This window comes from Pleomorphochaeta naphthae, assembly GCF_055396005.1.
In genome coordinates this window covers 1,130,426-1,156,111 of sequence record NZ_AP042457.1, presented here as the reverse complement: position 1 = coordinate 1,156,111, position 25,686 = coordinate 1,130,426, and the positions used below count along the sequence as shown (strand labels likewise).

The window sequence follows — 25,686 nt, the reverse complement described above, 5'->3', positions numbered from 1 at the left end:
TAGTGGTTATTTATTTTTTTATAAAATAAATTGCCAAAACCATAGTGGACTTTGACCACCTAAATGTCCATTCTAGGAAAACAACAAAAAAGGAAGATTCCAAATGAACCTTCCTTTTTGTACATACAAAATAAGATGCCATAGCATAGGCTATGGCAGATAAGCTAAATTAACCAGCTAAAGCTGTAATTAAGATTTTTGCTAAGAATAATAAAGCTACAATCCAAGTCATTGCAGTTAAATCTTTTGATTTTCCTGTAATAAGCTTTAAAACTGTGTAACTTAAGATACCGAACATAATACCATCAGAGATAGAATATGCTACTACCATCATTATGATACATAAGAAAGCTGGTACAGCTTCTGTAATATCATCAAAATCAATATCTTTAACAGGAGTAATCATTAATACACCAACTATAATTAGAGCTGGAGAAGTTGCAGCTGAAGGAATAGATCCAAAGATAGGTTCTAAGAATAATGAAATTAAAAATAGAATTGAAACAACAACAGCTGTTAAACCAGTTCTACCACCTGCTACAACACCAGATGATGATTCAACGAAAGTGGTGATTGTAGAAGTACCTAAAATAGCACCAACAGTTGTACCAATAGCATCAGCAAATAAAGCTTCTTTACAATTAGGAATTGAACCATCAGATTGAATCATATCAGCTTTAGTAGCACATCCAATTAAAGTTCCAACAGTATCAAACATGTCAACAAACAAGAAAGTAAAACAAATAACTACAAAGTCTAAAGATAAAATGTTGCTAAATTCGAATTCGAAGAAGTAAGGAGCTGAAGGCAAATATGAACCACCAGAATAAGAAGTAACTCCAAAAGGAATACCTATAACTGTAGTAATTAAAATACCATAAAGCATAGCACCCTTAACACCTTTTGCCATTAAGAAAGCAATAATAATAACACCAATAATTGCAACTAATGGGGCACCTGAAGTCCATGCTGGATTTAATCCAACTAGGGTGGCTCCACCAACAATAATACCAGCATTTTGTAGTCCAATGAAGGCTATAAATAAACCAATACCAACAGAGATAGCTTTTTTCAAATTAGCTGGAATACTATTAACAATAGCTTCACGAACATTAACTGCAGTTAATAAGATGAAAATAAGACCTTCTACAAAAACAGCTGTTAAAGCAAACTGCCATGTATATCCCATACCAATTACAACAGTGTAAGCTAAGAAAGCGTTAAGTCCCATACCTGGAGCTAATGCGAAAGGAAGATTAGCAACTAAGCCCATAACTAAAGTTGCGAAAGCACCTGCAAGAGCAGTAGCTGCAAAAACACGGGAGAAATCCATACCAGTTTCTGATAGGATACCTGGATTAACTGCAAGAATATATGCCATTGTTAAGAACGTGGTAATTCCTGCCATAATTTCTGTACGTACATTTGATTTTCTTTCTGAAATCTTAAAGAAATTGTCCATAAATGCACTCCTTATATTTAGTGATTGTTTGCCTTATTATAGCTTATAAATTTGATTAAGTACAGAAATATTTTTTTTTACGTTGCATTTTGTTGTTTTGTAAATATTTGTTAATTATCAAATTTGTTCATTAATATTTTTAGATAAAACTTAAATATTTACCTGATAATTGTTATATAAGAAAAGAATACAAATTAAGTTATTTTGTCAATTTGAAATTTAATATTAAAAAAATATTAATAAATCCTTGTTTTATCTTATAAATAAGTGTTACAATTTATGACAATTTAAGCTAGCAAAAAATATAATAATTATAATTGGAGTAATAATATTATGGATAAAAAACAACTTATGGAATTAATTGATGTAGCATCAAACAGAAAAAAAGCAGATCTTTGTATAAAAAATGCTAAAGTTGTTGATGTTTTTAATAGAAATATATTTGAAAGTGATGTTTTAATACAAAATAATAGAATTGCTGGCTTTGCTAAATGTGGAGAAGGTAAAGCAAAAGATATATTTGATGCAGAATACTCTTACATGATACCAGGCTTTATTGATTCCCATGTTCATATAGAATCATCACATTGTACTCCAGAAGTTTTTTCTAATTTATTAGTAGCTAATGGTGTTACAACAGTAATAGCTGATCCTCATGAAATTTGTAATTGTCACGGGTTAGATGGACTTGATTATATGTTAGAAGCTAGTGAAGGTTTACCATTAAAAGCATATTTTATGGTCCCAAGTTGTGTTCCAGCAACATCCTTTGAACATAGTGGAGCTAATCTAGATGCAAAAGAAATCTCTAAGAGAATAAATAAAGATAGGATATTAGGACTTGGAGAGATGATGGATTATCCAGGAGTTATAAACAACAGTGAAGTTGTTATTGATAAAATACAATTAGCTCATGATAATAATAAAATAATTGATGGTCACTCTCCAAATGTTGAAGGAACTGACCTAGATGCATATAGCGTGTCAGGAATAAAAACTGACCACGAATGTGCAACAAAAGAGGAATTAGAGAGCAGAGTTTCAAGAGGCATGTATGTAATGCTTAGAGAAGGAACAGTTTGTAAGGATGAATTAAATTTATTAAAAGGTGTTACACAGGCGAATTACAAGAGATGTTTATTTTGTACCGATGATAGACAAGTTGAATCACTATTAGATCAAGGCAGTATAAATAATAATGTTAGATTAGCTGTTGCAAATGGAGTCGATCCTTTAATTGCTATATGCATGGCAACAATAAATGGAGCAGAGTGTTATAATCTAAATGATATAGGTGCAATTGCGCCAAGATATTTTGCTAACTTTTCATTAACTAAGAACTTGACAGATTTCAATATGGATTATGTATTTGTTGAAGGAAAGTTAGTAGCAAAACATGGTAAAATGATAAACGAATCTAAAGTTAAGCCCATACCTGAAAAAGTGAAAACAAAAATGAAGGTTAAAAACTTTAGTATAGATAGTTTAAATCTTCCTTTAAAATCTAACAGAGTTAGGACAATTGATATTGTTCCAGGAGGAGTAGTAACAAAAAAAGGGGAAGCAATAGTAGAAATTGAAAATGGATTGTACAAATACAATGATGATGATATTTGCAAAATAGTAGTAGTTGAAAGACATCAATATACAGGAAATAGTGCAGTAGCACTGCTTAGAGGTTTTGGACTAAAAAGAGGAGCTATAGCAACTAGTGTTGCCCATGATTCTCATAATATAATTGCAGCCGGTAAAAATGATGAAGATATATATCTAGCTATTCAAGAATTAATCAAAATTGGTGGAGGAATGGTAATAACTTTAGATAAAAAAGTCGAAAAATCCTTTTCTCATCCAATTGCAGGATTGATGAGTAATCTAAAAGCAGAAGAAGTTGCAACTAATCTTTCAAATATGGTAAATACCGCATATGAGAAATTAGAGATAAATAGGGAGGTAGACCCATTTATGACACTTTGTTTTATGTCTCTTCCTGTAATTCCTGAATACAAAATAACAGATATGGGCTTATTTGATGTAACGAAATTCGAATTTGTTAATCTAGAGTTATAAAAAATATAAAAAGATAAAAAACATGATAGCTACCTAATTAATATACTAGGTAGCTATTTTAATTTAACTAAATAAATTGATTAAAAAATTCTCTTTATATAAAAATTAATATAATGGGTAAAAAAAGCTTTATTTATTAAACAATATATGGTATTATGAAGCAAGTTGTTTTTAAAAACAATTCGGTAAGTTGGGTGATAAAATGAAGTTTCCAAGAACAAAAAAAAATAATAACAAAATAGAAATAAGAGTTCGCTTAAGCTGTGACCATTTTTATTTTGGACCAGGGGCGGCAGAGCTTTTAGAATTAATTGAAAAAGGTGAAAGCGTAAGAGAAGCCTGTAGTTTAATGAGAATGTCATATTCAAAGGGGTGGAAAATTTTAAAGATTATAAAAGAAGAGACAGGCTATGATGCAGTAATTAGACATCAGGGCGGAATAAATGGAGGCAAGACTGAGCTAAGTGAATATGGCAAGGCACTATTAGCTAGTTTTAGACAAATTGAAAACGAAATAAAAGATTTTGCAGAGCAAAGATTTAAAGATTATATAGAGAAAGCAAATGACTAAAAAACAATTTAAAATACACTTTAAACATCCTTCAATAATTATCCTATCCTTCATTTTTTTATTTTTGTTTGTTTTTTTAACATCTTTTTTTGTAGGACGATATCCCATAAAACCAAGTGAATTAATTTTAGTATTATTATCAAAAATTTTTCCAATAGAACAGAGTTGGAGTAATACAGTTGAGTCTATAATTATAAATGTTCGACTTCCAAGGATACTCAGTTCCGCAATAATTGGTGCAGCTCTATCAATTTCAGGCTTAAGTTATCAAGGAATGTTTAAAAACCCAATGGTATCTCCTGATGTTTTAGGAACAAGTGCTGGTGCGGGTTTTGGAGCTTCTTTAGGAATTTTACTAGGATTATCATATTTAAGTATAAGTTTAGTCAGTTTTTCTTTTGGTTTATTAGCCGTAATTTTAGTGACTTTTATAAGTTCAAAATTAATGAATCAAAAAACTTTAGCTCTTATCCTTGGGGGAATTATGATAAGCTCATTATTTAGTTCCGGAACTTCATTTATTAAACTAGTTGCTGACACGGATAATACACTTCCTGCAATTACTTATTGGTTAATGGGATCTCTATCCTCAGTTAGAAAAACTGATGTTTATTTTCTCCTTATAGTAACTATAGTAGGTCTTATCCCCTTAGTATTATTAAGATGGAAATTAAACTTATTAACCTTAGATGAAGATGAGGCAAAAAGTTTAGGAATTAATACAGTTTTACTTAGAAAAATTGTAATATTTTGTGCAACATTAATTACGAGTGCTTCGATAAGTGTAGGGGGACACATCGGTTGGATTGGACTTGTAATACCTCATTTTACGCGAATGTTAGTTGGATGCGATTATAGGATATCCCTTCCAGTTTCAATTCTTATGGGATCTTCATTTTTAATGTTGGTTGACACAATTAGTAGAAGTCTTCTAACAAGCGAAATCCCTATTGGAATTTTAACTTCATTTATTGGGGCTCCATTCTTCTTATATTTAATGATTAGGGAGTCTAAAAAAGTATGAGTTTAATAGTTAATAATTTAAGTTTTAGTTATAAAGATAAACAAGTATTAAATAATATTTCTTTTGAAATAAAAGAAGGAGATTTTGTTTGTGTACTTGGTAAAAATGGAGTAGGAAAAAGTACCTTATTTAAACTTCTTTTAGGTTTCTTAAAAAAACAATCAGGTAATATTTTAATATCTAATAAAGAGTTAGAGCATTATAGTAGAAAAGAATTAGCTAGAGAAATAGCATATATTCCTCAATATTCGACTAGTGCATTTAATTATAGCGTTTTTGATACAGTTTTAATGGGAACAACTTGCAGATTAGACACTTTAGGCTCTCCAAAAGCAAAAGAGAAGCAAATAGCTTTAGAAGCTTTAAAGCAATTTAAGATACAACATCTTTCACATAAATATAGTGATTCTATAAGTGGAGGTGAAAGACAGTTAGTGGTTTTAGCAAGAGCAATTGCACAAGGCTCTAAAATTTTAATTTTAGATGAACCAACAGCCAATTTAGATTATGGCAATCAAGTTAGAGTTATGAAGACTATTTCTAATCTTAAAAGCCAAGGCTATTCAATTATTTTATCTACACATAATCCAGAACAAGCACTTTGGTTCAGCGATAAGGTAATGTTATTAGATAACCAAAAGATATTATCTTTTGGTTCAACAAAGGATGTTATTAATTCAACCGTGTTAGAAAAAATTTATGGAATCAAAATTGATTTAATTGAAAAAGATGGAAAAACTTTATGCTTTCCAAAGTTAGAGGATTAATATGTTTACTTGGGATGATAAAAGTATAAAATGGTTTAGTGAAAGTTCTAAAAATACAAGTTTTCATAAAATAATAGCTTCAAAAATAATACCTTATCTAGATTATAATAAAACACTACTATCATTAGGAAGCGGTTTAGGTTTTTTAGAAAGGGAATTATCATCTTATGTTGCTTCTATGACCTTAGTTGATAACAGCGATAAAGCAATAGAATATTTAAAAAAAAATAAGGAAGAAAAACAAACTATTATCAAAGCAAATTGGCAAGATATAAAAATTCAAAACGATTATTTACTATTATCATTTTTTTCTAGGATGTATGTCGAGGATACCTTAGATGAATTCTTTAAATTAACTAAACGTTATATTTTTTACTTAGTAAACGAAAGAAGAAGTGATTTCCAAGCTGTAAAAGAGTATTTAATTGATAAAAAAGCACATTTTAAATATGAAAGAATGGAAATTGAGTTTGACCAAATATTAGAAGAAAATGAAGTTTCACAATATTTATACAAATATTATTCAAACGCGTCTGAAACTAAGAAACTAAAATTATTAAAAGAATTTAAACCCATTAATGAAAATAAATTAGTGTTTAAAAATAAGAAAAAAGTTGTTTTATTTATTATAAGCAAAGGAGAAATAGACTAATGAAAAAAACAGTAGCTATGATTCTACTATCAATCGTTTTTATAAGTAGTATTATCGCCCAAGGTGAAAAAGAAAATACTTTTGTTGAAACTACTGCAGAGACGAGGATTTTTGTAGATTCATTAGGTAGAGAAGTTGAAGTTCCTAAGAACATAGAAAGGGTTGCTCCTTCAGGAAATTTGTCTCAACAAATTATCTATTCAATAGTTCCAGATAAAATGGTTGGTTGGGGAACTAGACCAACTAATGAAATGGAAAAATATTTTGATCAAGAAATTTTAGATAAGCCAGTTTATGGAGCGTTCTATGGAAAAAAGGCAAATTTAAACATGGAAGCTTTATTAGTAGCAGATCCACAAGTAGTAGTAGATCTTGGTGAAATTAAAGGCTCTAAAGAAGAAATGATTAAGGATTTAGATGATTTGCAAGCTAAATTAAATATTCCAGTTGTTTTTATTTCTTCATATTTAGATGATTTAGGTACTACTTATAGAGAGCTCGGAAAGCTATTAAATGAAGAGGAAAAAGCCCAAGAGAGAGCACAATATTGTGATCAGACGATATTGGATGCTACTTCAATTAGTAAAACAATTGAAAGTGATCAAGTTGTAAATATATATTATGGCGCTGAACAAGATGGATTAACTTCATATCCTAAAGGAAGCTTTCACACTCAAGTTTTCCCTCTAATAAATGTAAATAACGTTGTAGATAGTGATGCAAGTACAGTTCAAGTTAGTCCTGAACAATTACTAATTTGGGATCCTGATGTTATAATATTAACAAATGAAGGTGGATATAATTCCTTCATGGCTGAAGATAGTCCTTTTAAATCGTTAAGAGCTATACAAACAAATAATATATTTATTATTCCTGAGGGCCCCTTTAATTGGATTGATCGTCCACCTGCCATGAATAGAATATTAGGGATAAAATGGTTAGCAAATCTAATATATCCTGATAAGTTTGACTTAGATATATACCAAGAGACAAAAAACTTTTATAAGCTATTCTATAATTATGATTTAAGTGATGAAGAAGTTAATAAATTATTAACAAACGCTACAAGATAAGAAAAGTAGAGTTATTATAAGACAAAAATCTTGTAATAACTCTTTTTTTATATTTAATAAGCTACTCTTTTAAATTTAGTATATTGAAAACATATCTAAATCATAGTATTTTTTTATATACCTTAGGAGAGGCAAAATTTATGAATGATAAAAACAATTTAGAAAAACAAATTATAAATTTGAGAGAAAATATTGTAAAACTATCTAGTAGTTCTAATGCTGATAGAAATAATGCATTGAATTTAATAAAAGAGGGTTTAGTTAGAGACAAAAAGATAATTTTTAAAGCAAATGAACAAGATTTAATTGTTGCTAAAAACTCCAACTTAGCATCTCCAATAATTTCTCGTCTAAAATTTGATGAAAAAAAATTAGAATCCTGTCTTAGCGGCTTAGATATGGTAATAAGTCAAAAAGATCCTATTGGCGAAGTTTTAGAAAAAAGGCTTCTAGACGATAATTTAATATTAGAGAAGGTTAGCTTCCCCTTAGGTGTTATTGGAATGATTTTTGAATCACGTCCGGATGCCTTAGTACAAATAGTTTCTTTATGTTTAAAAAGTGGAAATGGAATTGTTCTAAAAGGTGGTAAAGAAGCAATAAATACAAATAGGGCACTAATTGAAAGTATCAAAAAATCATTAGAATCATCACCATTAAAATCTTTTTGGGTAATTTTAATTGAAAGTCATCAAGATGTTGATACTCTTTTAACAATGGATGGGTATATAGATCTTTTAATTCCAAGAGGTTCAAATTCTTTTGTATCTTATGTAATGAATAATTCTAAAATACCAGTGATGGGGCACTCTGATGGTCTTTGTTCAATTTATGTAGATGAGAGTGCAGATTTAGAAAAAGCAGCCTTAGTTTGTTACGACTCAAAAACTCAATATCCCTCAGCCTGCAATGCAGTTGAAACTATCCTTGTTAATAAAAAAATAGTAAAAGACTTTTTGCCTTTACTAAAAGCTGAATTAGATAAAAAAGATGTGGTTATTCACGGTGATGATGTAGTAAGTTCAATAATTCCTTGTGAAAAAGCTTGTGATGAAGATTGGGATACGGAATATCTTGGTTATGAGGTTGCAATCAAAGTAGTTGAAAATATTGATGAAGCAATAAGTCATATTTCAAAACATGGTTCTCATCACACAGATGCTATTTTATCTAAAACAGAAGAGAATATAGTCAAGTTTTTCAATTCTATAGATAGTGCTGATGTATTTAGTAATTGTAGTACAAGATTTGCTGACGGTTATCGTTTTGGATTAGGAGCCGAAGTTGGAATATCGACATCTAAATTACATGCTAGAGGACCAGTAGGTGTTAAAGGTTTAATGAGTACTAAATATTTACTTAGAGGTGATAACCAAATTGTTGAGGATTACAGCACACATAAAAAGAATTATAAACATAAAGAATTAAGATAAAGCAGAATTGGTGGTATATAATGTCAAGAGATTTTTCTACTCTTAAAAGAATAGTAGTTAAAGTTGGAACTAATCTTTTATCAAGCGAGACAGCAATCGATGAACAAAGGATTGAAAATATAGTTGAACAAATTAACCGACTTAGAAATAAAGGATATCAAGTAGTACTTGTTACATCTGGAGCTATAGGAATGGGGGCTAAAGAATTAAAAATAACTCATAGTGTTAAGGATATAGCTATGAGACAAGCTTTAGCTTCAATTGGTCAACCGGTTTTAATGAGCACTTATAGAAAATATTTTAAAAAACACAATATAATTTGCTCACAAGTTTTAATTACTAGAAAAGAGTTAGATAAGAGAAAAACTTATGTTAATTTAAGAAATAGCATATTCACACTTTTAGATTTAGGTATTGTCCCAATTTTAAATGAGAATGATTCAATAAGTACTGCTGAAATAGGATCAGCTTTCGGTGATAATGATAGAATGAGTGCTTTAGTAGCATCTAAAATTGATGCTCAATTATTAATAATATTAACAGACATTGATGGTTTGTATGACGATAATCCAAACAAGAATAAAAATGCTAAATTAATTAAAGAAGTTATTAAGATTGATGATAAAATAATGAATTTTGCTAAAGGAGCTGGCTCTACTTTTTCAACTGGTGGTATGAAAACAAAACTTTTGGCTGCAAAAATAGCAGCAATTGCAGGATGTAATTGTGTAATTGCTAGTGGTATGGAAGATAATGCCCTAATTAAGATAGTTGAAAATAAAGATATAGGAACTTTCATACACTCTCGTGAGAAAAAAAGTCAAAGAGCTAGATGGATAATTAATAGTTCAACATCTGGATCAATTAAAATAGATGATGGAGCAAAAAGAGCTTTAGAGCATCATAAAAGTTTGCTTCCCTCAGGTATAATTGAAATAACAGGTGTATTTGAAGCCGGAGATGTAATTGAAATTTGTGATAAAAAGGGACTTGCCTTTGCAAAAGCAGTACCTTATTATGATAGTACCGATATTTTAGCTATTAGTGGTCACAACAGTAGTGATATTGAAGAATTATTGGGACCAGGGAAAAAAGCTGTTATTTTCCGTCCGGAGGATTTAGTATTTATATATGAGTCAAATTAACAAATATAGAATATATCATAGAAAACAAGATGTAGGTAAAAAGATAGAGCAGTTGCATAGAAGTGAACAGTTAGCAATAGGTATTATTGATGTTGGAACTTTAGAACAACTTGAAAAAGCTTTAACCTGGTACGTCAAAAATATGAATTTTTGTCTTCACGCTGTAATTAGTGGAGAAAGAGGTGATTTGTCTTCATTTAAAGATAAATTTCCTGATGTAACATTTATTATATTTCCAACAATGCCCTCATTTGGTGAGTGCGTTAATACAGTAGCAGCTGAATGTTTCACAACTTTTTTCATGACTGTTAGAAGTGATGTTGAATTAATAAGATTTGAAGGAGCCTACTTATTTGATATTTTAAATAGTGAAGACTCCCCTGTTGCTCTTGTTCCAGCTATAGCTAATAGTAACAAAGAAATAGTCCCATCGATGAGATCTCCAAGATTGACAAATAATTTAATAGATCCTGATTCTTATTTTCCTCATATGGGTTCAACAGAAGTTTATCCCACTCTATATCCTTTTATGGGTATGGGTTTGTTTGATCGCGCTTTTTTTCAAAGACTTAGAGGGTATGATATAGAAATAAAAAGTGAATATTATCAATTATTAGATTTTGGATTGCGTTGTAATGAATTTGGCAATGTAATAGGAGCAACAAGTGCTTTTATTTTAAGCTTTCCAGATAGACTAAGTTTAATTGAAGATAGATCTCCTAGTGAAGGTATGAGTAAAGTTCACACTAGAGCACTTGGGGTTGAAACCATTAATGGAAAGAATTTTGCCCATAAATTTAGAGGATATTTTGATAGAAAAACCTTCAACGACGAAGTTAAAACTAGAACAGTAATTTTGTTAAAAAAAGATTTTGAAACATTGGTTAAAACCTGGAAATATACACCAGATGAAGAGCTTTTAAGAAATGACAAGTAATATTGGTATGAAAATACTATTGAAAATGACTTATCCTCATTTAATGAACAAAGTCATTATTTTAATTTTAATTGCAATCATATTTTCTTCATCTATAGGTGCAACTTCAATATTTGATTATCCCATATCTACAGTAATAATAGATCCAGGCCATGGGGGAGAGGATAGTGGAGCTGTAGCTAGTTACGATTTTAATCCTTTTATTCAGGAAAAGGATATTGTTTTAAATATTTCTCTAAAAATAAAAGAGTATTTAACAAAAGAACTACCATCGTTAAATGTTATTTTAACTAGAGAGGATGATACATATTTAACGTTACAAGAGAGGAGTGAATTTGGCTTCAAAACACCTTTACCTAATAAATCTTCATCTCTTTATGTTTCTATACATGCTAATTCATCAACAACAAATGCTAGCGGCTTTGAAGTTTTTACAAAATTGCAAAATAAAATTGTAAATCTTTTCGACAGTAGTACTCCAATCGAAAATATTGCTTTATATGCGAATGAAAATTTATATACTTTAAATAAAAAACAATATGATACTAGTTATAAGTTGTCGCAAAAAATATTAGATTCAGTAGTAACAAGTTTTCCTAACATTAATAATAGAGGGATAAAAAGTGAAGATTTATATGTCCTCAATGTAAGTAGAACTACAGCCTGCTTAGTTGAAGTAGGTTTTATTTCAAATCAAAGTGAAGCAAAATTACTTTTAGATAATGCTTATCAAGACAAAATGGCAAAAGCTATTAGCAATGGTATTATAAACACTATAAAAGAAAGGGCTTCAAAATAAAAAACCTCTAAAGAAATGAAAGAAATTTTCCATAACCTTAGAGGTAAATAAAAATCTATACAGAGTAGATTTAGTCTTTTTCTAATTTTAATCTTTCTTTTGCTACAAGTTCTCTCTTCAGAGTTCTCAATGATCTTGATAGACTTACCTTATAAATGTGTGGGTTAATTTGTCTTTTGTAAGATTTATGGAACTTATTAAGATTTTCTTGTGCTTCTTTTTGAAGTTGTTGTAAACTTTTCCTTTCGTCTATTCTAACTCCATTTTCCATTTTCTTAGTTAATAAAGGTTTTATAGATGTATATTTATTACTTTTTAATTTAAAGAAGTCCGTCTCGCTGAAGGGATGATAGAAAGTATAATCTTTACCTTCAACAATCTTCTCTGAATCTAGAGTAATTAAATCTGCAAGAGCACCAAGCTCTTCGTCATAAAATCTCCAAACTTGTTTAACAGCAGGGTTAGTTGTTTTACCAAAAGAATTAGAAATTTTCATGGTAGGTATGAATTTACCATCTTTACCTTCTTTTGCACATAGTTTATAAACACCATTTAGAGAGGATTGAAAACCACCAGTAACTAAATGCGTTCCAATTCCCCACATATCAATTGGTACACCTTCTGAAACTAAAGCTTGAATTATTTCTTCAGTTATATCATTAGATACAACAATAATAGCATCTTCTAAACCTGCTTCATCTAATCTATCTCTAATTACACGAGGTAGATAACTCATATCGCCAGAATCAATTCTAACACCAATTTTTTTGCCAATTGCTTTTTGTTCTAAACCAATTTTAATTGCATTATCTATACCAGATCCTAAGGTATCATAAGTATCAATTAATAAAATACAATTATCAGGATAAATTTGAGCAAATTTTCTGAAGGCTTCTTCTTCATTATCAAAACTCATAACCCAAGAGTGAGCCATAGTTCCACTGACTGGAATATTATAAAGTTTACCAGCTAAAGTATTACTCGTAACTTTTGTCCCACCAATAAAAGAAGCCCTTGAAGCGCTAAGAGCTCCATCATCACCTTGGGCTCTTCGAAGGCCAAATTCCATAATACTAGATCCTTTACTAGCATAAACCATTCTAGATGCTTTAGTAGCAATTAAAGTTTGAAAATTAATTGTGTTTAACAACATACCTTCAATGAGTTGAGCATCAATTAAATTTGTATGAACTCTAATTAAAGGCTCGCCTGCGAAAACAACTTCTGCTTCATCAATAGAATATAAAGTTCCTTTAAATTTAAAATTACTAAGATATTCTAAAAAATCATCATCAAACATCTTTAACTCTTTTAGATATTCAATATCTGCCGAGCTAAATTTAAAATTTTCCAATTTTTCTAGCAATTGATCAAGACCTGCATATAGAGCATAGCCACCATTGAAAGGATTCGTTCTATAGAACATATCAAAAACAACTTTTGGATTATAGTTGTTTTTAAAAAAACCTTGCATCATAGTTAGTTCGTAAAAATCTGTTGTTAAAGCACTAATATTCATAAATTTCACCTACTTTTTTGCTTTAATAACATCAAAATGTGTATAAGGAACTAAAGCTTTTGGAATAGATACTGAACCATCTGCATTTTGGAAATTTTCTAAAATTGCTACTATAGCTCTTGATAGAGCCACTGCAGTACCATTTAGCATGTGAACATATTGAGTGTTATTATTTTCATCTTTATAACGAATTTGAAGAGATCTAGATTGGTAATCTGTACAGTTACTAGTTGATGTAACTTCACCATATTCTCCACTTTCACCTCTGCCTGGCATCCAAGCTTCAATATCAAATTTTCTATAAGCTGGAGCACCTAAGTCGCCAGTACAAGTGTCTACGACTCTATAAGGTATTTCTAATGAAGAGAAAATTTCTTCTTCAATTTCTAAAAGTTCTTGATGAATTTTATCGCTATCTTCGGGAAGACAGATAACAAACATTTCTAATTTAGAAAATTGGTGTACTCTATATAATCCTTTTGAATATTGTCCTGCTCCACCAGCTTCTCTTCTAAAGCAATGAGATAGACCTGTCATCTTTATAGGAAGATCATCTTTGTTTAGAATTTCATTACTATAATAACCCCCAAGAGTGATTTCAGCAGTACCAACCAAACAAGTATCTGTGTTCTCAATAGTATAAATATTGCTTTCAGCTCCTCTAGGATTGAACCCAATTCCATTTAAAATTTCTTCTTTAGCAACATCTGGAGTGATAAAAGGAGTAAATCCTTTTTTCATTAATATATCAGTTGCATATCTTTCTAAAGCCATTTGTAGAATAACTGCTTCATTTTTAACATAATAAAATTTTGGACCAGAAACTTTTGTACCTTTTTCAAAATCTAAAATGTCTAGTTTTTCACCTAGTTGGACATGATCTAAAGGTTTAAAAGGAAATTTTTTAGGTTCACCAAAGAATTTTATAGCAGTATTATCTTTATCTTCTTTACCAATTGGGGCTTTTGGATGAGCATAGTTTGGAATAGTTCTAGTAAGCGAATTATATTTATCATTAGTTTCTTTTAATTTTTCTTCAACTTCAGCTATTTCTGCTTTTAGAGCTTTTCCTTGTGCTATTAGTTCACTTCTAACACTTGCATCTAATTTGCCTTTCATTTTAGAAGCGTTTAAATTACGTTGGCTTCTTAGCTCTTCACTTTTATGTAGTAGGTTAGCTCTTTCTTCTTGTAAAGCTAAGATACTGTCTAAATCTACATTCATAAAACGGTTTTTGATGTTTAATGAAATTTCGTCTTTTCGGCTTTTCAGCTCTCTTAAATCAATCATGGTCTTTGTCCTTGTGATTTGAAATTTATATATATTATAATAATAGTTTTAAAAAAAATGTACTAGATAATTATTTATCTTTTTTCTAATTCTTTAGATTTTTTTGAAGCGTCTATTACACTATTCATTACAGCACTTGTGAATTTATTTTCACTCAAAGTTTTTATACCTTCAATAGTAGTGCCACCTGCTGAGCACACTTTACTCATTAGGCTTATTGGATTTTCCTTATCAACTTGGTAGAGAGCTCTAGCGCTTTCCATTGTTTCAAAAGCAATGTCTAAACTAGTATTGTAAGCTATTCCTTCATGAGTTCCACCTAAGGCTATAGCATGAGCAAATTCAAAAACAAAAGCAATGGCAGATCCACTAATTCCAATAAAAGCACTAAATTTATCTTCATCTAAGAAAAAAGCACTACCAAAACTTTGGGCAATTTTGAAAGCTTCATTTTTATCTACTTCATTGGTTTTCTCATATGCAGTAACTGCTGTAACAGCTTTATCGCATCTAGCCGCTAAATTTGGCATAACTCTAACAATTCTATCACTTTTCAATTCATTTGCTAAAGTTGAAGTTGTAACCCCTGCTAAAATTGATATAAACAAACAATCGTTAGTATTTGCAAAGAAAATATCACTACTTATTTTAGAGAAGACTTGTGGTTTTATACATAAAATAACTATTGAACAATTTTTAACTAAATCCTCAATAGAAGAATATCCTTTAACTGTTACTTGATCTGTTGTAAGAGTAGTAGAGAGTTCTTCTACTTTGTTGCTACAAGTATCGAAGATACCAATAGACATATTATCTTTTGTGTTTTTTGCAAGTGATTTTAATATAGCAGACCCCATATTCCCAAGACCAATAAAACCAATATTATCCATAATAATGATGCTCCTTTAATATACAATATTTGAAATTGAAGATAATGTATAGGCTAATTATCCCACTTTAAAGTGTGTAGATTTCCTTTTTCTTCTAGGCCGTAAAAATCAATTTGTCTTAGATATTCATATGCAGCGATGGCCACTGAATTTGATAAATTTAAACTTCTCAACTCTTTAAGCATTGGAATTCTTACACATTCATCTTTATGTTCAACTAAAATATGTTCATCAATTCCCTTATCTTCTCTTCCAAAGATTAAATAAGTATCGCCTTCTTTTTCATACTTAGCTTGATGATATGATAATCTAGCCTTTGTAGTAAAGAAAAAAAGTTTTTCATTCTTTTTAGCATCTAAAAATACTTTTGTATTTTCCCATTGGGTAACATTTACCTTATCAAAATAATTTAAGCCTGCTCTTTTAACATGTTTTTCATCAACGCTAAAGCCAAGAGGATGAACTAAATGTAAATTCGCACCAATAACAGCACACGTTCTAACTATATTCCCAGTATTTTGTGGGATTCTTGGTTCAAAAAGAACTAAATTTAATGACATGACTAAATACTCCTAAAATATAATAGAAAAATATCACTATTATAAGGAGTTATCAAGCAACCTAAAAAAAATAATCAATTTATTCGTATAGATATAATTATTTTTTTTGTTTTATGAACAAGATTAAATTAAAACTTATTTTTTATATATATATTTCTTGTAACATACAAGTAGATTTTGTACATTTAAAATAAGAATATTTAATAATATTTAAGGAGATGATATGAAAAAAGAAATTAGTGTATTAGATAATGCGACAGAAATCATGAATCAATTAAATTCGGGTGTTTTATTAACTACTAAAAATCAAGATAAAGTTAATTCAATGACTATTTCTTGGGGTGCTCTTACTATAATTTGGGGAAAACCACATTTTATTGTCTTTGTAAGAGGTAGTAGATACACAAAAAAGATGTTAGATGAATCTATGGAATTTACAATAAACATTGCACAAAATAATGTTGATAAAAAAATTCTAAATTATTGTGGTTCAAAATCTGGTAGAGATTGTGATAAAGTTAAAGATTTAGGTCTTGAATTGATTGAAAGTGATAAAGTGAATGCTCCTGCAATTAAGCAACTACCTTTAACACTAGAGTGTAAAGTTGTTTATAAACAATTACATGACAAAAATGCACTGTTGCCAATTATAAAAGATAATTTTTATCCACAAGCTGAAGATAGTGATTTCCATATCGCCTATTATGGAGAAATTGTAAGTTCATATATTATTAAATAATATAAACTTACTAAATATAATTATTAATATCAAAAGAAGTACAATATTCATAAAAATCGTTAAGGATAGGGGCTTACTAAAATAATATCCTTGAATTTTATCACAGTCTAACTGTTTTAAAATCATGTATTGTTCTTTAGTTTCTACTCCTTCCGCTATTACTTGTCCTCCAATTTCGTGGCAAGCATTAATAATGTGTTCAATTATCAGTTTGATGCTTTCATCATGTATCCTATCTATGAAATATTTATCAATTTTTATAATGTCATATGGTATTTCAGAGATTGTCATCAAAGAATTATATCCAGTACCAAAATCATCAATTTCAATAATAAAACCCTTTTTTTGTAAGCGACTTAGTATCTCATTAATTTTTTTGTTATTTTTAGATAATACTCTCTCCGTAATTTCTATTCCGAAATTCAAATCTTTCACTTCTTTGCTAGATATAAAATCTTTTGCCCATTTAATAAAAGAGTCATCTAATAGTTCATTAGCTGTAATATTAATTGAAAATTTAATATCTAAACCTTTTTCTTTTAAAGAGAGATAACTATTTAAAGATTGAATTAAAATCCATTTTGTTAATAATTTAATTGAACCAGTTTCTTCCGCAATAGGAATAAAAATATTAGGACCAACAGGTTGTCTTTCACCGCGATTCCACCTAATAAGTGTCTCACCGCTTGAAATACAATTATTTCTAATATCTATGACAGGTTGAAAAACTAAATAAAGTTCATTCTTAGCGATTGCATTAAATAAAGAACCGGAAATTTCATTAGCCAATTTTCGTTTTTCTTCATATTCATTATCATAAATGAAGCATCCAGAAATTTTATCATTCCCTTGATCCGCTGCAATTCTAGCTTTGTTAAATAGTTCAATAGGATCAATTTTAACTCCATCATATTTTATAAGACCTATTTTAATTATTATCTTAAATAAATAACCTTCTATTTCTGTTGATTTAGCAAAATGCTGTAAGTAATTAAAAATTTTAATATTAACTGATTCATCTCTCTCATCTTTTATAACCAACAAAAACTCATTAGTAGTAATAGAATAAATTTCTTGTGATTTAAATACGTTTTCAAATTTACTAATACAATATTGAGCTATATGTTTCATTATTCTATAATCAATATATTTACTAAACTCTTCTAAATTTAAAATATTTACAAAGACAAGATGAAAATTTTAGTTTTTAAGCATTAAGGTATTTAAATCTGGTATAAGTTTATTAGTATTATATAGACCATTGAAATGACTTCTAAGATAACTTTCTTTGATAATTTTTTCATAATGATTATTTTTTTTGAAAATGATACCTGTTATAAAGGCAATACCTACATAGATAAGAAGTCGAAAAATCCAATTTCGAGGTTCTTGCATTATACCTAAACTCCTATCTAAAGGCATGTAAGGTCCTAAGATAAGCCCTAGAATTATTGCAACTATAATACTATGTTTTTCGTCCCATAAATAACTTGCTGCAATAATTGGAATGTAATTTAATTGTGCCCATGAAGAAGAAGTACCACCAGTAAAATATACAAATGTATTTATTGCTAGGCTAAAAAAAATAAATGTAACATAAATTAATATATTTAGTAGAAGAGAAGAATATCTTTTTTTCATGAGCTAAAATTTAATCTCCTAAATTTAATTTAATATACATATATAAAAAAAATAATAATCATATAAAAATTATTGTTAGTTTATAATATTTTTTTCAATTTAAATAACTTATTTTTAATATACTATTATGGTTGTTATACTATCTATTATTAAAAAAAAAGTATCATAGCACTGATGAAAAGTAAATAAATATTTATTTTAAATCAAAATATTTGTACCTTATAAGCTATAATGATAAATATATATTATATAAATGAATGCTTTAAATTTATATCAATTAATCGTTCATAACTCAAAATGTTAATTAAATCTAATTTATTGATTTATTGATAGTTATTTGATATATTGAATTTCATTATGGTAGAAATATTTAAGTCAATAATTTTTGGGATTGTACAAGGCTTCACTGAATGGCTTCCAATTAGTAGTACTGGGCATTTGTTGTTATTAGACAATTTATTAACTTTAAACCTTAGTGATAATTTTAAAGAACTATTTATGGTAGTTATTCAATTAGGTTCAATTTTGGCTGTTGTAGTTTTGTATTTTAATACCCTAAATCCTATTTCTTCAAAAAAATCAAAAAACGAAAATAAAGCAAGTTTGGTACTTTGGCTAAAAGTCATAGTTGCCACAATTCCCGCTATATTTTTCGGATTATTACTTGATGATATTATTGATGAAGTATTATCAACCTGGCAAGTGATTGCAGCTATGTTATTTTTTTATGGCGTAATTTATGTTTTATTAGAAAAGTGGAATAAAAATAGAGCAATCAAAATTGATAATATTGAACAAATTACTTATTTAGATGCTTTTAAAATGGGGTGTTTTCAAACTTTAGCCCTAATTCCTGGGACAAGTAGAAGTGGTTCTACTATTTTGGGAGGATTAATCATTGGAATAGATAGAACAACGGCAGCTCAGTTTTCATTTTTTATGGCAATTCCTGTTATGGTGGGAGCCTCTTTTTTAAAGCTAATTAAACTAGGGTATAACTATACTAGTTTAGAACTTTGGGTCTTATTTGTTGGCACCTTAGTTTCTTTTCTTGTTTCTATGCTTGTTATTAAAGCTTTAATAAATTATGTAAGAAAACATGACTTTTCTATTTTTGGTTGGTATAGAATAATAATTTCGATAATTGTAACTTTAGTGTTTGCCTTTTAATCAAGATTTGTTGTTTTATTTTTTAATAAAGTAGCTTTAGTTAGGTGTTGTCCCTTTTTTTGAAGTTCAAGGGCAACTTTTTCTAAGGCTCTTCGCTTTTTATTTTCTTCATTAAATAATTCTTCTTGGTATGGAGACTCACCTTTATATGTTTGGTAAAGGCCAACTCCAAGTAATCTAATTGGTAATTTTTTCCATTTTTTCTTAAATAGAACTTTAGAATGCTCATATACTTGTTCTGCACAATAAATTGGTTCACTTGGAGTAATTTGAGCACTGACAGTTGAAAAATCACTATATCTAATTTTTATTGCTATAGTCCTTGCCATTTGTTTTTCGTCAATCGATCTAAATAGAACTTCATGGCTCATATCCAATAAATATGTTTCTAAAACGTTAATATCTGCTACATCATTAGGGAAGGTTCTCTCTGTAGAGATAGAATGAGATTTTGGTTTCCCACAATATATTCCTGGATCTTCTCCACGACAAACTTTGTATAAGTAATCTCCCATTGATTGTCCGAAAGCATTTTGTAAAAAAGATAAACTATAACTTCTTAATTCTTGAGTTGTTTTTATATGTCTTTTATCTAAAAGTTTTTGAGTAACCTTACCAATTCCCCAAAGTTTCTTTAAGCCTACAGCATCTATAAATTCTATAACTCTATCTTGATCTACAATACAAAGACCATCAGGCTTATTATAATCACTAGCTAACTTTGCAATTAACTTTGAAGGGCCAATGCCAACACTAATAGTTAAGCCCGTTTTATCTTTAATTTTCTTTTTAAGCTTTAAAGCTACTTGGTAAGGATGACCAAAAAGTTTTTCTGTTCCACTCATATCTAAAAAAGCTTCATCGATTGAAACTTGTTGTATAGTTGGCGAAAACTCTTTGAATATATTCATAACTTCCTTGCTTTTTTGTGAATACCTTTCATGCCTACCTTTCAAAACTACAGCATGTGGGCACAATTCTAAAGCTTTGTACATAGGCATAGCAGAGTGTACACCATATTTTCTTGCAATATAATTACAAGTAGATGCAACGCCTCTTTTCCCACTTCCTCCAATGATTACTGGCTTGTTTTTAAGAGAAGGGTTATCTAATATTTCTACAGCTGCAAAAAAAGCATCTAAGTCAACATGAAAATAAACCTTATTGCTCATATGCTCTCCTACATATTTCATAAATGGCTTCTTGAAAACTTATAAAAGAGCTTTCCATTAAAACTGGGTAGTGTGATTTATCAGTTAAACCTGGTATTGTATTTACTTCATTAAAAAATATTAAATTGTCTTTATAGAAAAAATCAATTCTTGAATATCCAGATAGATTTAAAGCCTTAAAAATTTTAATTGCAGTGTTCTTTAATTCTTTTTTTAATTTTTCATCTTTAATCAATTTAGGATCAATATAAGCACTATCTATTGATCCATATTTTTTATCATATGAAAGAATTTCTTGCATATTTGATTTAACAACTAATCCTGGGTTGGAGGCTAAAAGAATTTTATTTTCTCTCTCTAAAATGGCTACTTCAATTTCTTTAATATTTTCCATCAAAGGTTGGATTAAAACTCTTTTACTATATTTAAAAGCTTTATTTATTGCCTTATCAAATAATTCTTGAGTCACGTATTTTAACGATGTAACTCCTATAGAGCTTCCTGTTGTTTCACTTTTAATAAAAAGATGTGGTGATAATTTTTTTTGGTAATATTCGATAGGGTGAATTTTATCTGATTTTGATAAAACAATGGTTTCAATTGTTCTAATATTATGAGCTTTAACAATTTGGGTTGCTAATTCTTTATACATGCAAATACCACTACTTGTAGCAGATGAGCCTGTATATGGAATATCCATAATATCTAAAAGACCTTGAAGTTTACCATCTTCTCCCTCGTTACCGTGTATTAAAGGAAAGGCTAAATCGATATCAATCTTATGAGAATTAAAATATATACCTTTTGATGGTATAAAGGTAATTAATTGTTTTTCTAAAATAGTGTCTTCAATACAAAAATTAGGATTAATGTTTAGTGAAGAATTTAAATTTTGGAGGTAGAAAGTGCCACTTTTTGAGACTCCAAGTAAATAAACTTTATTAAATAAGTTTTGTAAGATTGGATATACACTTTTAGCACTATTTATAGAAACTTCATGTTCAGGAGATCTTCCTCCATAAATTAGTGCAATATTTTTATTCTTAAAAAATTTATCCATATATATTTTTAATTACCTCTTTAATCGTTTGTGTTTCATCATAAGGGTATTTTATACCTTTTCTCTCAATGGATGATTCATGCCCTTTGCCTAAAAAAAGAAGAATATCATCTTTTTTACTGATTTCAAACATCTTCTTTATAGCGTCTACTCTGTTATTAACTTTATAAACTTTAGCACAATTATTTACTTTAATAATTCCCTTTTCAATTTCATCCATAATTTTTAAATTATCTTCATATCTTGGATCTTCTTCACTTAATACAATATGTGATGAATATTTAGCAGCTACTTTACCCATTTTATATCTTTTTTGAACATCTCTTTCACCACCGGAACCGAAGAGGATTAGAATTCTTTTATTTAAAAGGTTTAGATATGATAATAGCTTGTCAAAAGCATCACTTGTGTGTGCAAAGTCAACAATAATAGTTCTATTAATTTTATTTTCAATTATATTAAATCTTCCTTTTATAAAATCTATATCATTTAAATTGCTAAGTAATGTCTCTATAGAGGTTTTAGTGAGAATATTAACACATAAAGTGGCCAATAGGGCATTTGAAATGAAAATTGGCAATAAAAATGATGTAGGATAAATTTTATTTTTAAATATTATAGATAATGGTGATAATTCATTGTTTTTTAAAATTTTATAATTGATTAAATTTTCAACAATGTAAGTTTTTTTATTTAAGGAATTAGCCCTATCTATACATTCTTTAAGCTTATAATTATTTCTTGTAGTAATAAAAAAACCTTGATCTTTCAATTTATCTACAATATTTAATTTTGCTTTTAAATATTGAATTTGACTTTTATGAAAATCAAGATGTTCTTGAGTAATAGTTGTAATTATAGCTGCATCAAATTGTAAGCCATCTAATCGAGAAAAAAATGAAGATAAGGCATGCGATGTAGCTTCTATTACAACATATTGTTTCCCACTTAAAACACACTTTTCTAATAAATAAAAAAGAATATTTGCATCAGGAGTACTCTGCCTATATGGGGAATCTTTTAAAACATTATCAGTGTCAATGTTAGTTGTGCTAATTAGTCCTACACTATATTTTAAATCTTTCAATAGTTTGTATGTTATATAAGCTGTTGTAGTTTTTCCATCTGTTCCAGTAATACCTATTAATTTTAATTTTTTGTCAGGGAAATCATATAACACTCTAGATAATGTAGCTAAGGCTTTTCTAGCATTTTTGACTATTAAAAAGCCGACATCACGGTATGACTTAGTAGGAAGGCTTTCACTTATAATTAGAGAGGCTCCCTTATCAATAGCTTCATCAATATATTTGTTTCCATCAACTTTAAATCCTTTGATGGCTACAAAAATACTTTTAGGTTTTACTTCTTTAGAATTAAAAGTTATTGAAGTTACTTCAATATCAATAGGATATTGAAAATAGTAACTATCATATAAATATTCATCAAGATTTAAGCTATTCATGTATATACAATATCACACTTTAAATTCAATCTGCAATATTTTTAAATATATTGTATAATGTTAAGGTTGGATTTCTTATAAAAATAAGTATATATTTATTATTATTACTAAAATATGGTATTATGAGGATGTAAAATGAAAAATATGATTTATAAAACTAATGGTACTTGCTCTAAAGAAATACACCTCAGTGTTGATGATAATAATATTATTACAAAATTAGATTTTGTAAGAGGTTGTGATGGTAATGCTAAAGGTGTTTCATCTCTATGCTTAGGAAGGAGTGTTGATGAAATTATTGAGCGTCTTGAGGGGATAACTTGTGGAAATAAAAATACTAGTTGTCCAGATCAATTGGCTAAGGCCTTAAAGGAATTAAAGTGAAAAAAGTTATCTTAAGTTTGTTGTTCATGCTTACCTGTAATTTTGCATTTGCTAATGAAGTTGATATTCTATCTTTAAGTTTAGTTGGATTAGGAAGAGCTGGTATTGCAGATGTTAGTGTATGGTATAATCCTGCAAATTTAGCAAATAGATCAGAGAGTGATCCTTCAATAATTACTTATTTTACAATAGATGAGCAGGTTAATTTAGATGAAATTAATACCACATTGGGATTTTTTCAATATCCTTCTATGATTATGGGTGTTCAATTTTTTGGATCAAACTTAAGTTTAACTTTAAATCTAGAAACGAGCTTAGAGGATAGAGAGTATTATGATGATGCTCTTCATTATATTGGATATAATACATTCCTTCTGCAGCTAGACTGGGGATATAAATTAAATGTAGTAGATTTTGGTATGAGATTGAAGGGGGGCTCTATTGCTAAAAGAGGAAATTTTGAAATTAGAAATAATTTGTTTTTTTTATCTGATTATATAGTTAATACTTTCTTCTCAGAATATACAACATTAGATAGTTCTGACTTTTTTTCTCTAAGCTTTGCCCTTCGGTTTGATATTTTCGAAAATTTAAGTTTTGCCCTTTTAAGTGAATCTGATTTAGATTTAACAGAATCGACTACTAATAATGTAATATCATATTTAAAAGAAACTAGTTTAGGTTTTACTTATGTGAGCAATACATATAGTGACACTAACGAATTAAATAATTTATTATATAAAATTTCTATTGATTTAGTAAAAATTGGGGATCCAGATTATAGAGAATTTAGAATTGGAAATGAGCTAAAACTAGAATTGAGCAATAATAAATCTTTAGCTCTTAGAGTTGGATACTATGAATTAAAACCAGTTTTCACTGATATTTTCAAAATTGATAGTGATTTAGGCAATTCAACCTATGCCTTAGTCTATTCAACAAATAATTTATCCTTATCACTCGATTTTATAGTTCCAATTAACACATATACAGATTTGTCGAATGGCTTTAGCATTGGGTTTAATTCTATATTTAGTTTTTAATTGATTTAATCAATTTTGTTTTTTGAATTGAGAAGACAAAAGCATATACTAGAGTTGAAAAAATAACTATTGAAGCTCCTGATGCGATGTCTAAGACATAAGAAATATATAAGCCTAATAAAGAATTAAATAGTCCGATTAATATGGATATTATCATTCTTGAATTTAATTTTTCACTAATTAAAGCCGCAGTAGCACTTGGCGCACATAAAAGAGCAATTAGCATTATAATACCTGATACTCTAATTAAAATAACTACAGAGAAGGCTATTAGAATCAATAGAGTGTATTCTAAGAAAGTAGTATTTAATCCATTTATTTTAGCCATTTCTTCATCAAAAAGATAAATCTTCCAATCTTGAAAAATAACTATCAAAATAGCTAAAACTAAAAATGTTAATACGCCCATCTGAATTAAGTCACTATCAGTTACACTTAAAATATTTCCAAATAGATATGAACTCATATCTGGTGGGTATCCCTTCATAAATGAAATAAAGAGGATTCCTAAGGCCATACCAAGGGACCAAAATAAAGCTATTATTATCTCACTATGCTTTACATTCGTTTTTCTAACTTTCCCAATTCCAAGAGCCGCTATTAAAGAAAAAGAGAGAGCTCCAATTAATGGGTTGAAATTTAATAAATAGGCTAATCCAACTCCGCCGTAAGCGGTATGTGCTATACCACCCCCCATAAGTATTAGTTTTTTTTCAATAATAATTGTTCCAATTATTCCACAAATTATGCTCGAAAGTATTGAAGCAATAATAGCATTTTGAATGAAATGATAATTTAAAATAATATCTAACATGATTTT

25 protein-coding genes are annotated in these 25,686 nt (G+C 28.8%); 14 read left to right on the top strand and 11 right to left on the bottom strand.

The features are described from left to right. Nucleotides 1–169: 169 nt before the first annotated feature. Nucleotides 170–1,462, bottom strand: coding sequence for an NCS2 family permease (locus tag ACZ5SO_RS05315; protein ID WP_464627293.1), 1,293 nt, complete (start codon nt 1,460–1,462; stop codon nt 170–172). Between the two features lie 333 nt (nt 1,463–1,795). Between ACZ5SO_RS05315 and ade the strand changes: the two genes are divergently transcribed. From ade to ACZ5SO_RS05265, 10 genes are all read left to right on the top strand, one after another. Next, entirely contained in the window at nt 1,796–3,532 is a 1,737-nt protein-coding gene (gene ade / locus ACZ5SO_RS05310) for an adenine deaminase (RefSeq protein ID WP_464627292.1), read from the top strand. Between the two features lie 202 nt (nt 3,533–3,734). Next, nucleotides 3,735–4,103 carry a winged helix-turn-helix domain-containing protein gene (locus ACZ5SO_RS05305; protein ID WP_464627290.1) on the top strand — a complete coding sequence of 123 codons (369 nt, stop codon included), beginning with the start codon at nt 3,735–3,737 and terminating at the stop codon, nt 4,101–4,103. Further along, the gene (locus tag ACZ5SO_RS05300; RefSeq protein WP_464627289.1) at nt 4,096–5,127 is read left to right on the top strand and encodes a FecCD family ABC transporter permease; all 1,032 of its coding nucleotides are present in this window, start codon (nt 4,096–4,098) and stop codon (nt 5,125–5,127) included. The genes ACZ5SO_RS05305 and ACZ5SO_RS05300 overlap by 8 nt, the downstream gene beginning before the upstream one ends. After that, nucleotides 5,124–5,894 carry an ABC transporter ATP-binding protein gene (locus tag ACZ5SO_RS05295; RefSeq protein WP_464627288.1) on the top strand — a complete coding sequence of 257 codons (771 nt, stop codon included), beginning with the start codon at nt 5,124–5,126 and terminating at the stop codon, nt 5,892–5,894. Before ACZ5SO_RS05300 ends, ACZ5SO_RS05295 begins: the two co-directional genes overlap by 4 nt. 1 nt (nt 5,895) lies before the next feature. After that, on the top strand, nt 5,896–6,546 hold the full coding sequence (locus ACZ5SO_RS05290; protein WP_464627286.1) for a class I SAM-dependent methyltransferase: 651 nt from the start codon (nt 5,896–5,898) through the stop codon (nt 6,544–6,546). Beyond that, on the top strand, nt 6,546–7,619 hold the full coding sequence (locus tag ACZ5SO_RS05285; RefSeq protein ID WP_464627285.1) for an ABC transporter substrate-binding protein: 1,074 nt from the start codon (nt 6,546–6,548) through the stop codon (nt 7,617–7,619). The genes ACZ5SO_RS05290 and ACZ5SO_RS05285 overlap by 1 nt, the downstream gene beginning before the upstream one ends. Nucleotides 7,620–7,759: 140 nt before the next feature. After that, entirely contained in the window at nt 7,760–9,052 is a 1,293-nt protein-coding gene (locus ACZ5SO_RS05280; RefSeq protein WP_464627283.1) for a glutamate-5-semialdehyde dehydrogenase, read from the top strand. Between the two features lie 20 nt (nt 9,053–9,072). Continuing rightward, nucleotides 9,073–10,197, top strand: coding sequence for a glutamate 5-kinase (proB, locus tag ACZ5SO_RS05275; protein WP_464627282.1), 1,125 nt, complete (start codon nt 9,073–9,075; stop codon nt 10,195–10,197). Beyond that, nucleotides 10,184–11,134: a hypothetical protein gene (locus tag ACZ5SO_RS05270; RefSeq protein ID WP_464627281.1), complete on the top strand. Its 951-nt coding sequence runs from the start codon at nt 10,184–10,186 to the stop codon at nt 11,132–11,134. The genes proB and ACZ5SO_RS05270 overlap by 14 nt, the downstream gene beginning before the upstream one ends. Beyond that, nucleotides 11,124–11,933: an N-acetylmuramoyl-L-alanine amidase family protein gene (locus tag ACZ5SO_RS05265; RefSeq protein WP_464627280.1), complete on the top strand. Its 810-nt coding sequence runs from the start codon at nt 11,124–11,126 to the stop codon at nt 11,931–11,933. The genes ACZ5SO_RS05270 and ACZ5SO_RS05265 overlap by 11 nt, the downstream gene beginning before the upstream one ends. Before the next feature lie 70 nt (nt 11,934–12,003). Here ACZ5SO_RS05265 and ACZ5SO_RS05260 read toward each other — a convergent pair whose 3' ends face one another. The 4 genes from ACZ5SO_RS05260 to ACZ5SO_RS05245 all read right to left on the bottom strand — a co-directional run bounded on the left by ACZ5SO_RS05260 (nt 12,004) and on the right by ACZ5SO_RS05245 (nt 16,192). Next, nucleotides 12,004–13,452, bottom strand: coding sequence for a nicotinate phosphoribosyltransferase (locus ACZ5SO_RS05260; protein WP_464627279.1), 1,449 nt, complete (start codon nt 13,450–13,452; stop codon nt 12,004–12,006). Nucleotides 13,453–13,461: 9 nt separating this feature from the next. Next, a complete protein-coding gene (serS, locus tag ACZ5SO_RS05255) occupies nt 13,462–14,742 on the bottom strand; it encodes a serine--tRNA ligase (RefSeq protein WP_464627278.1) in 1,281 nt (426 codons plus the stop codon). A gap of 74 nt (nt 14,743–14,816) precedes the next feature. Beyond that, entirely contained in the window at nt 14,817–15,632 is an 816-nt protein-coding gene (gene proC, locus ACZ5SO_RS05250) for a pyrroline-5-carboxylate reductase (protein ID WP_464627277.1), read from the bottom strand. 53 nt (nt 15,633–15,685) lie between these two features. Next, on the bottom strand, nt 15,686–16,192 hold the full coding sequence (locus ACZ5SO_RS05245; protein ID WP_464627276.1) for a tRNA (cytidine(34)-2'-O)-methyltransferase: 507 nt from the start codon (nt 16,190–16,192) through the stop codon (nt 15,686–15,688). A 223-nt stretch (nt 16,193–16,415) separates the two neighbouring features. Between ACZ5SO_RS05245 and ACZ5SO_RS05240 the strand changes: the two genes are divergently transcribed. Then, nucleotides 16,416–16,931 (top strand): flavin reductase family protein, encoded by a 516-nt coding sequence (locus tag ACZ5SO_RS05240; protein ID WP_464627275.1) that lies wholly within the window; start codon nt 16,416–16,418, stop codon nt 16,929–16,931. Here ACZ5SO_RS05240 and ACZ5SO_RS05235 read toward each other — a convergent pair. Further along, nucleotides 16,914–18,062, bottom strand: coding sequence for an EAL domain-containing protein (locus ACZ5SO_RS05235; RefSeq protein ID WP_464627274.1), 1,149 nt, complete (start codon nt 18,060–18,062; stop codon nt 16,914–16,916). The genes ACZ5SO_RS05240 and ACZ5SO_RS05235 overlap by 18 nt on opposite strands. Nucleotides 18,063–18,131: 69 nt before the next feature. Continuing rightward, nucleotides 18,132–18,572 carry a hypothetical protein gene (locus ACZ5SO_RS05230; protein WP_464627272.1) on the bottom strand — a complete coding sequence of 147 codons (441 nt, stop codon included), beginning with the start codon at nt 18,570–18,572 and terminating at the stop codon, nt 18,132–18,134. Between the two features lie 357 nt (nt 18,573–18,929). Here ACZ5SO_RS05230 and ACZ5SO_RS05225 point away from each other — a divergent pair, with 357 nt between their 5' ends. Then, nucleotides 18,930–19,742 (top strand): undecaprenyl-diphosphate phosphatase, encoded by an 813-nt coding sequence (locus ACZ5SO_RS05225; protein ID WP_464627271.1) that lies wholly within the window; start codon nt 18,930–18,932, stop codon nt 19,740–19,742. Here the strand turns inward: ACZ5SO_RS05225 and dinB are convergent. Genes dinB through ACZ5SO_RS05210 form a run of 3 tightly spaced genes read right to left on the bottom strand, consistent with a single transcriptional unit; the run spans nt 19,739 to nt 23,439 of the window. Beyond that, a complete protein-coding gene (dinB, locus tag ACZ5SO_RS05220) occupies nt 19,739–20,914 on the bottom strand; it encodes a DNA polymerase IV (RefSeq protein ID WP_464627270.1) in 1,176 nt (391 codons plus the stop codon). The genes ACZ5SO_RS05225 and dinB overlap by 4 nt on opposite strands. After that, nucleotides 20,904–21,974 carry a D-alanine--D-alanine ligase gene (locus tag ACZ5SO_RS05215; RefSeq protein WP_464627268.1) on the bottom strand — a complete coding sequence of 357 codons (1,071 nt, stop codon included), beginning with the start codon at nt 21,972–21,974 and terminating at the stop codon, nt 20,904–20,906. The genes dinB and ACZ5SO_RS05215 overlap by 11 nt, the downstream gene beginning before the upstream one ends. Further along, the gene (locus ACZ5SO_RS05210) at nt 21,967–23,439 is read right to left on the bottom strand and encodes a UDP-N-acetylmuramoyl-L-alanyl-D-glutamate--2,6-diaminopimelate ligase (RefSeq protein ID WP_464627266.1); all 1,473 of its coding nucleotides are present in this window, start codon (nt 23,437–23,439) and stop codon (nt 21,967–21,969) included. Before ACZ5SO_RS05210 ends, ACZ5SO_RS05215 begins: the two co-directional genes overlap by 8 nt. A gap of 135 nt (nt 23,440–23,574) precedes the next feature. On the opposite strand from ACZ5SO_RS05210, the gene ACZ5SO_RS05205 reads away from it, so the two are divergent. Together ACZ5SO_RS05205 and ACZ5SO_RS05200 are read left to right on the top strand one after the other, a co-directional pair. Continuing rightward, entirely contained in the window at nt 23,575–23,823 is a 249-nt protein-coding gene (locus ACZ5SO_RS05205) for a TIGR03905 family TSCPD domain-containing protein (RefSeq protein WP_464627265.1), read from the top strand. Then, the gene (locus tag ACZ5SO_RS05200) at nt 23,820–24,866 is read left to right on the top strand and encodes a hypothetical protein (RefSeq protein WP_464627264.1); all 1,047 of its coding nucleotides are present in this window, start codon (nt 23,820–23,822) and stop codon (nt 24,864–24,866) included. Before ACZ5SO_RS05205 ends, ACZ5SO_RS05200 begins: the two co-directional genes overlap by 4 nt. Here ACZ5SO_RS05200 and ACZ5SO_RS05195 read toward each other — a convergent pair. Then, entirely contained in the window at nt 24,856–25,680 is an 825-nt protein-coding gene (locus tag ACZ5SO_RS05195; RefSeq protein ID WP_464627262.1) for a metal ABC transporter permease, read from the bottom strand. The two genes, ACZ5SO_RS05200 and ACZ5SO_RS05195, sit on opposite strands and share 11 nt — an antisense overlap. Between the last annotated feature and the right edge of the window lie 6 nt (nt 25,681–25,686).